A 12,164-nucleotide genomic window follows, 5' to 3' on the forward strand; every position below is an offset into this window, starting at 1 on the left:
CCCATGACCGTATTGATCGGCCGGTCTGTTTTCGTATACGGATGATATGTGCATTTAGATTTCATTTTGGTAAAAACGTTTTCCATCTTTTTGAAACAGAAAGCGTGCCCGCCCCATTGTTTGTTTCACTTTCTGTATGTTCGATCTTTTTACTTTTGGTTGTGCAGAGACCCTTCGACCAGCGGCGCACCGTGACCGGGCGCCACCGGCCCGGCCCGTTGCCATCCCCCACAGGACGACCTACAGTCGCCAGCGTGAAGGGGATCAGCACACAAGAAGAACAGGACACCATGGCCGACACCCGCCCCGCCCCCAAAGTGGGGCTGTTCGTCACCTGCCTCGTCGATGTCTACCGCCCGACGGTCGGCTTCGCCGCGGTGAAGCTGCTGGAGGACGCCGGCTGCACGGTCGAGGTGCCGGCCTCCCAGACCTGCTGCGGCCAGCCCGCCTTCAACGCGGGCGACCGCGCCACCGCCCGCGATCTCGCCCGCAGCACCATCGCCGCCTTCGAGGGGTTCGACCATGTGGTCGTCCCCTCCGGTTCCTGCGCCGGGCAGATCCGCAAGCATTATCCGGAGCTTCTGGCCGACGATCCGGCCTGGGCGGCGCGCGCCCGGCATCTGTCGGCGCGCACGCATGAATTGGTGTCCTTCCTGACCGACGTGCTGGGGGTGACGGACACCGGCGCACGCTACGACGGCACGATCACCTACCACGACAGCTGCTCCGGCCTGCGCGAGCTGGGCGTCAAGGAGCAGCCGCGCCGCCTGCTGGCCAAGGTCGAGGGGCTGACGCTGAACGAGCTTCCCGGGGCGGAGGTCTGCTGCGGCTTCGGCGGCACCTTCTGCGTCAAGTATCCGGACATCTCCAACCGCATGGTCGAGGCCAAGACCGCGGACATCGCGGGCACCAAGGCCGACACGCTGCTGGCCGGCGACATGGGCTGCCTGCTGAACATGGCCGGCAAGCTGAAGCGCGAGGGCTCCGCCGTCCGTGTCCGCCATGTCGCGGAGGTCCTGGCCGGCGTCACCGACACCCCTCCCATCGGTGAGCCCATAAAAGGTGGGAGGGCATAACGCCATGCAGCCGACCACCCACGCCTTCCCCGAAAACGCCCGCAAGGCGCTGAGCGACGAGCGGCTTCAGAAGGTCCTGGCCATCGCGCCGGCCGGTTTCGTCAACCGCCGCAAGCAGGCCGCCGACCGGCTGCCGGAGTTCGAGGATCTCCGCGACCAGGGCCGCGACCTGAAGAACCACGTCCTGGCCAACCTCGACACCTATCTGGAGGCCTTCGAGGGCAAGGTCACCGAGCAGGGCGGCCATGTCCACTGGTGCCGCACCGACCAGGAGGCGCGCGACGCCATCCTGGGCATCTGCCGCAAGGTCGGGGCGAAGACCGTCACCAAGGGCAAGTCGATGATCTCCGAGGAAATCGGGATCAACGACTACTTGGAGGCCAACGGCCTGACCCCCATCGAGACGGATCTGGGCGAATACATCATCCAGCTCCGCCGCGAGCCGCCCAGCCACATCATCGCCCCGGCCTTCCACCTGTCCAAGGCGGACGTGGAGGGCACCTTCCGCCAGGCCCACACCGACCTGCCGGCGGACCGCGTGCTGGACGAGCCCAAGGTGCTGATCGCCGAGGCGCGGCAGGTGCTGCGCCGCAAGTTCCAGCAGGCCGACGTCGGCATCACCGGCGCCAACATCATGGTGGCGGAAACGGGCTCGACCGTCATCGTCACCAACGAGGGCAACGGCGACCTGACGCAGATCCTGCCCCGCGTCCATGTGGTGATCGCCACCATCGACAAGGTGGTGCCGACGCTGGAGGACGCCGCCCTGGTGCTGCGCCTGCTGGCGCGCTCCGCGACGGGCCAAGAGGCGTCGGCCTACACAACCTTCTCCACCGGGCCGCGCCGCCCCGGCGACCTCGACGGGCCGGAGGAGTTCCACGTCGTGCTGCTCGACAACGGGCGGTCGGCGCTGCTCGGCACCGAGTTCCAGGACGTGCTGCGCTGCATCCGCTGCGGCGCCTGCATGAACCACTGTCCCGTCTACGGATCGGTCGGCGGTCACGCCTACGGCTGGGTCTATCCGGGGCCGATCGGGTCGGTGATGCAGCCCGCGCTGCTGGGGGTGAAGGAGGCCGGGCACCTGCCCAACGCCTCGACCTTCTGCGGGCGGTGCGAGGCGGTCTGCCCGATGCGCATCCCCCTGCCCAAGATGATGCGCCACTGGCGGGAAAAGGAGTTCGAGCAGAACCTCCAGCCCGCCGCCATGCGCCGGGGGCTGGCCCTGTGGGGCTGGTTCGCGCGGCGCCCGGCGCTCTACCACGCCGCCACCCGCATGGCGGTGCGGGCGCTGGGGATGCTGGGACGCGGCACGGGGCGCTTCGCCCGCCTGCCGCTGGCCCAGGGCTGGACGCGACACCGCGACATGCCGGCGCCGGAGGGCAGGACCTTCCAACAGATGTGGGCCGAGAAGAAAGCGGCCGAAAAGAAGGGGACGCGCTGACCATGGCCGACACCGGCTCCGCCCGCGCCCAGATCCTGGGCGGCATCCGCAAGGCGCTGAACTCCGCCGAAGGGTCCGAGGAGGCGCGCCAAAGGCTCGCCACCCACCCGCGCAACCTGATCCCGGCCCGCGCCCAGCGTCCCCACGACGAGCAGGTCGAGCTGTTCGCCGCCATGGCGACGGAGGTGTCCGCCACCGTGGAGTTGCTGGGCGGGATGGAGGACGTGCCGGGGGCGGTGGCCGACTATCTGGCCGGGCTGAACCTGCCCGCCGAGCTCCGCGTCGCCCCGGACGCCGCCCTGGACGCCATCCCCTGGGACCGGCGCCCGACCCTGACCGTGACCAAGGGGCGCGCCCGCGACAGCGACGGCGCGTCGCTGACCGGCGCCTTCGCCGGGGTGGCGGAAACCGGCACGCTGATGCTGCTGTCCGGAGCCGAGCGGCCGACCACGCTGAACTTCCTGCCCGACACCCACATCGTCGTGCTGAAGCGCGGCCAGATCGTCGGCACCATGGAGGACGCCTGGGACCGGCTGCGTGCCGCCGGTGGAGAGGGTGGCGCAAACGGCGCCCTGCCCCGCACCGTCAACTTCATCACCGGGCCGTCGCGGACCGGCGACATCGAGATGCGGATCGAGCTGGGCGCCCACGGGCCGCGGCGTCTTCACATTCTGCTGGTGGAGGATTGACACGGTTGAGCGTTCAAGGGTTTATCGGAGCGTTGTCCGTGCCGGAACCCCTGTTTCACCGTGTTTGATCCGCCCTGCCCTTCGACCCGCGCGCCCGGACGGGCCGCGCCGAGGTTCCTGCGATGAGCCGCCGCCGCTCGGTCTCCACCGAGGAACGGCGGCTGTGGCGGATCGCCATGCGCGACGCGGAGCCGATGCCGGGCCGGACCATCGAGGACCCCGATCCCCCCACCGCTTCCGCGGGCGAGCCGGAACCGGTCGCCACCACCGCCTCCCCGCCCCCCACCTTGCCGCCGCGCGGCGGCGTGCCGAAAGGCGGGCGCCCGTCGCAGCCGCCGCTGAAGGTCGGCAACCTCGACAACATCGACCGCCGCACCGCCGACCGCTTCGCGCGCGGCGAGATGGAGATCGACGGGCGCATCGACCTGCACGGGATGAGTCAGGCCCAGGCCCATGGCGCCCTGTCCGGCTTCGTCCACCGCGCCTGGCACGAGGGGCGGCGCTGCGTGCTGGTCATCACCGGCAAGGGCACCTACACCGGCGGGGCCGGCGTGCTGCGCCAGTCGGTGCCGCGCTGGCTGGCCGACGCCGCCCTGCGCCCGATGGTGCTGGCGGTGCGCCCGGCGCAGCCCCGCCACGGTGGCGAGGGGGCGCTGTACGTCCTCGTCAAGCGGCGGCGCGACCATCACCGATAGGACGGGGCCGCCATGACACCCTTCGGCGAACGGGTCCGCGCGCTGCGCGAGGGCAAGAGCGTGACGCTCAAGCAGATGGCGGCCGACCTGCACATCTCCTCGGCCTATCTGTCGGCGCTGGAGCACGGCAAGCGGGGCCAGCCCTCCGCCCAGCTCGTCCGGCAGATCTGCGCCTATTTCGGCATCATCTGGGACGAGGCGGAGGAGCTTGAGCGGCTGGCCGCCCTGTCCCACCCGCGGGTGACGGTGGACACCGCCGGGCTCAACCCGAAGGCGACCGAGCTGGCCAACCGTCTGGCCGAGCGCATCCACGACCTGGACGACGGGACGCTGGACCGGCTGCTGCTGCTGCTGGACGAGGCGCCGGCCCGCGGCGGTGCGGCGGTACGGCGGCGGGCAGCGGTGCGGCGGCGCTAGAACCGTCGGCGGGAGCGTCGCAACGCCCTGATTTGCCTTGTGGGTTAATCGGTCGCACCTTCGGCGTTGGCAACCGGACGTTTCGCGTTCGCTTTCGCCGCGGCGAATCCCGTACCATCCCCTCCGGGATGCCCCGCATCCAGGCTTGACCAGACGGGATTATCACATGACCGCCGAGGTCGGGTCCGTCATGCCGGGGGACGGCGTTACGGACGCCCTGTTCCGCACCATCTTCGACGGCGCGTCGGTCGGCATGCTCGTGGCCGGGCCGGACGGGCGCATTCTCGCCGCCAACCCCGCCTTCGCCCGCAGCCTGGGATACCGGCCGCTAGACATGGCCGGGCGGCATCTGGCCGACGTCACCCATCCGGAGGACTGGGCCTGGGAAAGCCTGCGCTTCGGCCGGGTGGTGCGGGGCGAAGCGGCGCCCGCCCCCTTCGAAAAGCGGTTCCTGCGCGCCGACGGCGGGGTGATGCGCGCCGCCATGCGCCCGTCCTGCCTGCACGGGCCAGACGGGCGGGTGCGGGCGCTGGCCGCGGTGATGGAGGACGTGACGACCGCCCGCGCCGCCGACGAGGAACTCCAGCGCAGCGAGGCGCGCAACCGCGCCATCGTGGAACAGGCGGTCGAAACCATCCTGACCGTGGACGCCCGCGGTGTCATCCTGGCCGCCAACCAGGCGGCGGAACTGCTTCTCGGCTACAGCCCGGACGAGCTGACCGGTCGGCACATCGCCGTCCTGATGCCGCCGGAGGAGGCCGTGCAGCACGGTGCCTACATGCGCCGTTACAAGGAAAACGGGGTGCGGCAGGTCATCGGCGTCGGGCGGGAGGTGACCGTCCTGCGGCGGGACGGCACCGCCATGGTCGTCTGGCTGTCCCTGTCGGAGATCGATCTGCCGGGATTCCATGTCTTCGTCGCGATGCTGCGCGACCTCAGCGCCTTCAAGGCGGCCGAACAGGCGCTGATCGAGGCCAAGGAGGCGGCGGAGCTGGCCAACCGCGCCAAGACCGCCTTCCTTTCCAACATGAGCCACGAGCTGCGCACCCCGCTGAACGGCATCCTGGGCTTCGCCGACGTGATCCACCAGCAGATGCTGGGGTCGCTGGAAAACCCCATGTACGTCAACTTCGCGGCGGAGATCAAACGGTCGGGCGAGCTGCTGCTGGCCAACATCAACGACCTGCTGGAGATGGCCACCATCGAGGCCGGTCAGGTCGATCTGGAGGAGGCGCTCTGCGACTTCCGCGACGTGGTGGTGTCCTGCGTCCGTCTGGTCGCCAAGCGGGCGGAGCGCGGCAAGCTGCACGTCGAGGCCGACATCGCCAGCGAGCTGCCGCCCCTGCTGGCCGACCCGCGGGCGCTGAAGCAGGTGCTGCTGCATCTCCTGTCCAACGCCATCAAGTTCACACCGGAAGGCGGGCGCGTCGGCGTGTCGGCCCGCGTGGATTCCACGGGCGCCCTGGTCGCCGAGGTGTTCGACAGCGGCGTCGGCATCCCGGAGGACCGGCTGGAGACCGTCTTCCAGCCCTTCTTCCAGGGCGATTCTTCGCTGGCCCGCCGGTTCGAGGGGATCGGGCTGGGCCTGTCCATCGCCAAGTCGCTGGTGGAGCGGCACGGCGGCCGGCTGGAGATCCGCTCGCTGGAGGGGGCCGGCACGTCGGTCGTCATCCACCTGCCGAAGGACCGCTTCCTGACCGATTGGTGAGGTCCAGCCGGCGCGTTATGCCGATGGCGTCGAGGAAGGCCTCGTCGTGGCTGACCACGAGCAGCGCCCCGTCATAGGCGCGCAGCCCGGCTTCCACGGCCTCGATGGAGTCGATGTCCAGGTGGTTGGTCGGCTCGTCCAGGATCAGGAGGGGCGGAGGAACGGCGCCGCCGAGGACGCAGGCGAGGCCGGCGCGCAACGTCTGCCCGCCGCTGAGGATCGAGACGCGTTGCAATGCGGCGTCGGCGCGGAACATGAAGCGGGCCAGCGACGCCCGGCAGGCGTTCTCCCCTTCCCGCGGGTTGAGGCGCCGGAAATTCTCCAGGATCGTCTCCGACGGATCGAGAAGGCTCACCCGCTGATCGAGCATGACGGCGCCGGCAACGACGCGGACCGTCCCGGACCACGGGGTGCGATGGCCGGCGACGAGTCCCAGCAGCGTCGTCTTGCCCGACCCGTTGGGTCCGGTGACGGCGACGCGCTCCGGCCCGGTGATGGTGAGGGACAGGTCGCGGACGACCGGCCTTCCCGCTTCATAGCCGGCGGTGACGCCGTCGAGCGCCAGCACGGTCCGGCCGGGCGGAAGGCCGGTGGGCGGCAGCACGACCGACAACGGCTGAAGGACTTCGATGCGCGCGCGGGCGGCGGCCACGGCGTCGAGCGCGTCGGCCTTCTGCTGCGTGGCGCGGCGGGCGTTGTCGCCGCCGGTGGCCTCGCTGCGCTCCTTCCGGCCGCCGAGGAGGATGCGCGGCAGGTCGCCTTTCGCCGCCTTCCGCTGGCCCGCCCGGTCCTTGCGCGCCTTGCGTTCGGCGGTGGCCTGCGCCGTCCGGGCTGCCTCCGCCACGCGTTTCTCGGCATCCGCCAGATCGTGGCGGGCGGCGTCGAGGGCCAGCGCCCGGGCGGCGCGGTAATGGCTCCAGTTTCCGCCGTAGCGGGTGGCGCCGAGGGAGGTCAGCTCGACGATGGCGTCCATGCGGTCGAGCAGGTTCCGGTCGTGGCTGACCACTACCGCCCCGGCCCGCCAGGAAGCCAGAAGCCCGATGACCGCCTCCCGCCCCTCGTGGTCGAGATCGTTGGTCGGCTCGTCCAGCAGCAGGACGTCGGGCTCCGGGAAGATCGCCGCCGCCAAGGCGGCGCGCGTGCGCTGCCCGCCGGACAGGCGGGTCAGCGGCGTCTCGGGCTCCGCGTCCAGACCCACCCGGCCGAGCGCCGACCGGATGCGGCCCTCCAGCGTCCAATCCACCTCGGCCAGCGCGTCAATGTCCGCATCGCCCCGCTCGGCGCGGCGCAGCAGATCCAGCATGGCGGTCGCGCCGAACAGGCCGGCGACCGTGTCGTCCGGCCTCACCGACAGGTTTTGATTCAGGAGTCCCAGGCTGCCGCGGACGGACACCGTTCCGGATTGCGGACGCAGCGCGCCCGTCATCAGCTTGAGAAGAGTCGATTTCCCGGTGCCGTTGCGTCCGACGAGCCCGGTCCGTTCAAGGCCGAACCCCAGGCTGATGTCGGATAGGACGGGACGCCCGTCAGGCGTGGACCAGGAGAGGTTCGCCAGGGTGATGGCGGGCGGTGTGATGGAAGCAGGCATGGACGCGGATTTCCCCGAAGACGAAACGAACGGACGTTGCGGTCGGGTTGAAATCCATCGGTCTGCGCATCCTGCCGTGGTGAGACGCCGACCATCCTAAGGCCAGCCGGGCCGCCGATCAAGGCGGGCGAGGAAAAGCGCCGCGGGGGACTACCCCGCGGCGCCGCGTGTTGCCTTACAGAATGAACTTCGACAGGTCGGCGTTCTTGGCGAGGCCGCCGACCTGGGCGCGGACGGTCTCCGCGTCGATGGTCACGGTCTGGCCGGCCTTGTCGCTGGCGGTGAAGCTGATGTCCTCCAGCAACCGCTCCAGCACGGTGTGCAGGCGCCGCGCCCCGATGTTCTCCACCGTCGCGTTGATCTCGGTGGCGAGGCGGGCCAGCTCGTCGATGGCGTCGTCGGTGAAGACGAGATCGACCTCCTCGGTCTTCAGAAGGGCCTTGTACTGCTTGATCAGGCTGGCTTCCGGCTCGGTCAGGATGCGGCGGAAATCCTCCTGCTCCAGAGCCTTCAGCTCGACGCGGATCGGCAGGCGGCCCTGCAGCTCGGGCAGCAGGTCCGACGGCTTGGACAGGTGGAAGGCGCCCGACGCGATGAACAGGATGTGGTCGGTCTTCACCGCGCCATGCTTGGTGCTGACGGTCGTGCCCTCGATCAGCGGCAGCAGGTCGCGCTGCACGCCCTCGCGGCTGACGTCGGCGCCGCCCTTGTAGTCGGAGCGGGCGGAGATCTTGTCGATCTCGTCGAGGAAGACGATGCCGTTCTGCTCCACCGCCTGGATCGCTTCCGACACGACCTTTTCCTGGTCGAGAAGCTTGTCCGACTCTTCCGCCATCAGGACGGTGTAGCTCTCGGCGACGGACATGCGCCGGGACTTGGTGCGCCCGCCCATCGCCTTGCCGAAGATGTCGTTCAGGTTGAGCATGCCCATCTGGGCGCCCGGCATGCCGGGGATGTCGAAGGTCGGCAGGCCGCCGGCGGTGTCGGCCACCTGGATTTCGATCTCGCGGTCGTTCAGCGTGCCTTCGCGCAGCATCTTGCGGAACTTCTGCCGCGTCTCCGGGCTGGCGTTCTCGCCGCACAGCGCGTCGACCACGCGCTCCTCGGCGCGCAGCTCGGCCTTGGCGGCGACCTCCTTGCGCAGCCGCTCCTTGGTCAAGCCGATGGCGGCCTCCACCAGGTCGCGGACGATCTGCTCGACGTCGCGGCCGACATAGCCGACCTCGGTGAACTTGGTCGCCTCGACCTTCAGGAAGGGCGCCTGCGCCAGCTTCGCCAAGCGGCGGGCGATCTCCGTCTTGCCGACGCCGGTCGGGCCGATCATCAGGATGTTCTTGGGCAGAACCTCCTCGCGCAGCCCTTCGGGGAGCTGCTGGCGGCGCCAGCGGTTGCGCAGCGCGATGGCGACCGCGCGCTTGGCCTCGTGCTGGCCGACGATGTAGCGGTCGAGCTCGGAAACGATCTCGCGCGGGCTGAAGGCGGCGGTGGCGGCGGCGATGCTGGGGGCGGACATGGCGTGGGACCCGGTCTGAGGGTTAGAGCTTTTCAAGCGTGACGTTCTCGTTGGTGTAGACGCAGATGCCGGCGGCGATCTTCATCGCCTTGCGGGCCACGGCCTCCGCGTCCAGACCATCGACGTCGACCAGCGCGCGCGCCGCCGACAGGGCGTAGGCACCGCCGGAGCCGATGCCGATCAGCCCGTCCTCCGGCTCCAGCACGTCGCCGTTGCCGGTCAGGATCAGGCTGACGTTGCGGTCGGCCACGGCCATCATGGCCTCCAGCCGGCGCAGATAGCGGTCGGTGCGCCAGTCCTTGGCCATCTCCACGCAGGCGCGCAGGAGCTGGCCGGGGTGCTTCTCCAGCTTGGTCTCCAGCCGCTCGAACAGGGTCAGCGCGTCGGCGGTGGCGCCGGCGAAGCCGCCCATCACCGTGCCGCCGGCGAGCCAGCGCACCTTGCGGGCATTCGATTTCATGACCGTCTGGCCGACGGACACCTGGCCGTCGCCGGCAATGACCACCTGCCCGTTCTTGCGGACCGAGAGGATGGTGGTGCCGTGCCACTGGATGGGATCGTGGGAAGTCATCGGGACCGTGGTCTAAGGAAGAGGCGCCCGTGCCCGAACGGCCCGGCGTGATGCCGGCCGACATAGGCACATCGGAACACGGGTCTATGTGGGGGGACGGCGGGTCCCGTCAAGTCTGCCGTCATGGGCCGGTCTCCCACGGGACGGAATTGGCCGGGGAACGGCCTGGGTCACCTCCACCCCCAGGCGGGCCAGCGCCTCCATCACCGGGACGAAGGCGGACAGGCCGTGCGCGCCACCCGGCGACGGAGCGGAACGGGCGACGCCCAGCAGGTTGCCCGCCTCGTCCACCAGCGGATCGCCCGGTGCCGGGTCCGGCCCGGTCAGGTCGGCCTGGAGCAGCGTGGCCTCCACCCCCGGCGCGGCGTCCGGATCGGTGCGCCGGGCCGCCAGGAGGCCCGCCGCCGCGTCGGCGCCCCGCTCCAGGATCGCCGTCACCGGCTCGCTGACGGCCGGGGCGTCCAGGCGCAGCGGCGCAGCGCGCAGCCGGGCCGGCACGCGGACCAGGGCGATCCCGCCGGACCGGTCGCGCGCCATCACCGTGCCGTCCAGTGACACCCCACGGGACGGCGCGACGGTGACGGTCGCGTCCAGCCCGGCGTCGAGCGTCAGGACGAGGGACTGGCCGTCCAGTTCTCCCAGCACGATCCCCCGGCCCCTGCGTTCCTCCGGTCCGACGCGCACCGTGGCGGCGGACACGCGGGCGGTGGGTTCGTCGGCGTAGCCCTGGAGCGGGTCGGCAATGCGCAGAATCAGGGTCGGGGGACAGGTTTCCTCCAGCATGGGAGCCGGTCCGCCGGAGGCGCCGCCGGGATCGACCACCACCGTTTCGACTGCCGCGGTTGACACCACGGCCGGGCCACTTGACGCACCCGGGGGCGCACTTGACACTACCGCCACCCCACTTGACACTACCGGGGCTGCACTTGACGCTCCCATAGGTCCGGTTGACACTCCCCCCGGGCCACTTGACACTATGGCGGGGCCACTTGACGCTATCGCCCCGCCCCGCGACACCGCGGCGCGGAAGCCGGGGTCGGCGCCCAGCGCCTCCACCGCCGTGCCGAAGGCCTCCTCGATCAGCAGAACGTCGCCCTGCGGCACGCCGCTGTCCTTGCGGGCCACCCCCGTGGTGGTGACGCGGTGGACGAGCCGCCCCGTCACGGCGTCGTAGACCGCCCAATCCACCCGCAGGCTGCCGACGCCCGACACGCCCTCGCTGCGGCCGGTCAGCCAACTCCGGCGGCGGCACAGGTCGCTGTTCACCGCGCGCAGGTCGCCGCGCAGGATGAAGCGGGCGCGCTTGCGGTCGAATTCCGCCTCGTAGTCGCTGCCCTGGACACCCGCCACGTCATAGCCGGCGTCGGCCAGAACCTCGGCGAAACGCTCCTGGAAGGTGGCGTTCTCGTGCAGGCTGCGCCCGCTGGTCCAATAGACGTCCTCGTAGGGCGGCCAGCATTCCAGCGCCCAGACGTAACGCCCCGTCACCATGCCCCGCCGCATCGAGCCCAGAGACAGGCCGTCGAAGCGGACCGGCTCCGTCGAACCGCGGGCGACGGGCGGGGATTTGCGGGTCTGCGGCAGCTCCCCGCCCACGCAGGCGGCCAGCGCCACCAGGGCCGCGAGGGCGGAGAGAAGGCGTCCGGGCGTCGGCATGTCCAGCGGCATATCCCATTATGCGCGTTCAGCGTGCACGAAGACACGCACACACACGCATTATGCGGCATCCCGGCCGACGGTCATAGGCGTTTTCGGAGGCTGCGCCTCTGGCGCGCCCGCGCGCTTCCTGATAAAACCCGGACTCATGGACCAGAGCTTTGCCAATGGCGTCCGCCGCGCCTCGATCGAGCGGAACACCACCGAAACCCGGATCCGGGTCGCCGTGAATCTGGACGGCACCGGCGTCTATGACGTGAAGACCGGCGTCGGCTTCCTCGACCACATGCTGGAGCAGCTGTCGCGCCACAGCCTGATGGACCTGTCGGTGGCGGCGGAGGGCGACCTGCACATCGACGCCCACCACACGACCGAGGACAGCGGCATCGCCATCGGTCAGGCGGTGGCGAAGGCACTGGGCGACCGCAAGGGCATCCAGCGCTACGGCCACGCCTACATCCCGATGGACGAGACGCTGACCCGCGTCGCGCTGGACTTCTCCAACCGGCCCTACCTGATCTGGAAGGTGTCCTTCAGCCGCGACAAGATCGGCGACATGGACACCGAGCTGTTCCGCGAGTGGTTCCAGGCCTTCGCCATGGCCGCGGGCGTGACGCTGCACGTCGAATGCCTCTATGGCGAGAACAACCACCACATCGTGGAAAGCTGCTACAAGGCGCTTGCCCGCGCGCTGCGGGCCGGGATCGAAATCGACCCGCGCAAGCGCGACGCCGTGCCCTCCACCAAGGGGACGCTGGGCGGCTCCCTCTAAAAAAACCGGCGGCTTCGACAAGGCCGGCGCTCTGTCAC

At 70.2% G+C, this 12,164-nt stretch carries 11 protein-coding genes; 7 read left to right on the forward strand and 4 right to left on the reverse strand.

Annotated elements, in window-relative coordinates; all coding sequences use genetic code 11:
* The first annotated feature begins 290 nt into the window (after positions 1–290).
* The 6 genes from FHW79_RS02880 to FHW79_RS02905 all read left to right on the forward strand — a co-directional run bounded on the left by FHW79_RS02880 (position 291) and on the right by FHW79_RS02905 (position 6,026).
* Positions 291–1,076 carry a (Fe-S)-binding protein gene (locus FHW79_RS02880; RefSeq protein ID WP_183177554.1) on the forward strand — a complete coding sequence of 262 codons (786 nt, stop codon included), beginning with the start codon at positions 291–293 and terminating at the stop codon, positions 1,074–1,076.
* A 4-nt stretch (positions 1,077–1,080) separates the two neighbouring features.
* Positions 1,081–2,517 (forward strand): LutB/LldF family L-lactate oxidation iron-sulfur protein, encoded by a 1,437-nt coding sequence (locus FHW79_RS02885; RefSeq protein WP_183177555.1) that lies wholly within the window; start codon positions 1,081–1,083, stop codon positions 2,515–2,517.
* Positions 2,518–2,519: 2 nt separating this feature from the next.
* Positions 2,520–3,206, forward strand: coding sequence for an LUD domain-containing protein (locus tag FHW79_RS02890; RefSeq protein WP_183177556.1), 687 nt, complete (start codon positions 2,520–2,522; stop codon positions 3,204–3,206).
* Positions 3,207–3,328: 122 nt separating this feature from the next.
* Positions 3,329–3,901 (forward strand): Smr/MutS family protein, encoded by a 573-nt coding sequence (locus FHW79_RS02895; protein ID WP_183177557.1) that lies wholly within the window; start codon positions 3,329–3,331, stop codon positions 3,899–3,901.
* Positions 3,902–3,913: 12 nt separating this feature from the next.
* Positions 3,914–4,318, forward strand: a complete 405-nt coding sequence (locus FHW79_RS02900; RefSeq protein ID WP_183177558.1) for a helix-turn-helix transcriptional regulator — start codon at positions 3,914–3,916, stop codon at positions 4,316–4,318.
* A 166-nt stretch (positions 4,319–4,484) separates the two neighbouring features.
* Complete coding sequence (locus FHW79_RS02905) at positions 4,485–6,026, forward strand: PAS domain S-box protein (protein WP_183177559.1); 1,542 nt, start codon at positions 4,485–4,487, stop codon at positions 6,024–6,026.
* On the opposite strand, the gene FHW79_RS02910 is transcribed toward FHW79_RS02905, so the two are convergent.
* The 4 genes from FHW79_RS02910 to FHW79_RS02925 form a co-directional block, all read right to left on the reverse strand.
* On the reverse strand, positions 5,986–7,614 hold the full coding sequence (locus FHW79_RS02910) for an ABC-F family ATP-binding cassette domain-containing protein (protein ID WP_183177560.1): 1,629 nt from the start codon (positions 7,612–7,614) through the stop codon (positions 5,986–5,988). The two genes, FHW79_RS02905 and FHW79_RS02910, sit on opposite strands and share 41 nt — an antisense overlap.
* 175 nt (positions 7,615–7,789) lie before the next feature.
* Positions 7,790–9,127: an ATP-dependent protease ATPase subunit HslU gene (hslU, locus tag FHW79_RS02915; protein ID WP_183177561.1), complete on the reverse strand. Its 1,338-nt coding sequence runs from the start codon at positions 9,125–9,127 to the stop codon at positions 7,790–7,792.
* Positions 9,128–9,149: 22 nt separating this feature from the next.
* Entirely contained in the window at positions 9,150–9,698 is a 549-nt protein-coding gene (hslV, locus tag FHW79_RS02920) for an ATP-dependent protease subunit HslV (RefSeq protein WP_014238902.1), read from the reverse strand.
* Between the two features lie 84 nt (positions 9,699–9,782).
* A complete protein-coding gene (locus FHW79_RS02925; protein WP_183177562.1) occupies positions 9,783–11,354 on the reverse strand; it encodes a serine protease in 1,572 nt (523 codons plus the stop codon).
* A 148-nt stretch (positions 11,355–11,502) separates the two neighbouring features.
* Between FHW79_RS02925 and hisB the strand changes: the two genes are divergently transcribed.
* Positions 11,503–12,126 carry an imidazoleglycerol-phosphate dehydratase HisB gene (gene hisB / locus FHW79_RS02930; protein WP_183177563.1) on the forward strand — a complete coding sequence of 208 codons (624 nt, stop codon included), beginning with the start codon at positions 11,503–11,505 and terminating at the stop codon, positions 12,124–12,126.
* Positions 12,127–12,164 lie beyond the last annotated feature (38 nt).

This window comes from Azospirillum sp. OGB3 (assembly GCF_014192915.1).
Classification (GTDB): domain Bacteria; phylum Pseudomonadota; class Alphaproteobacteria; order Azospirillales; family Azospirillaceae; genus Azospirillum.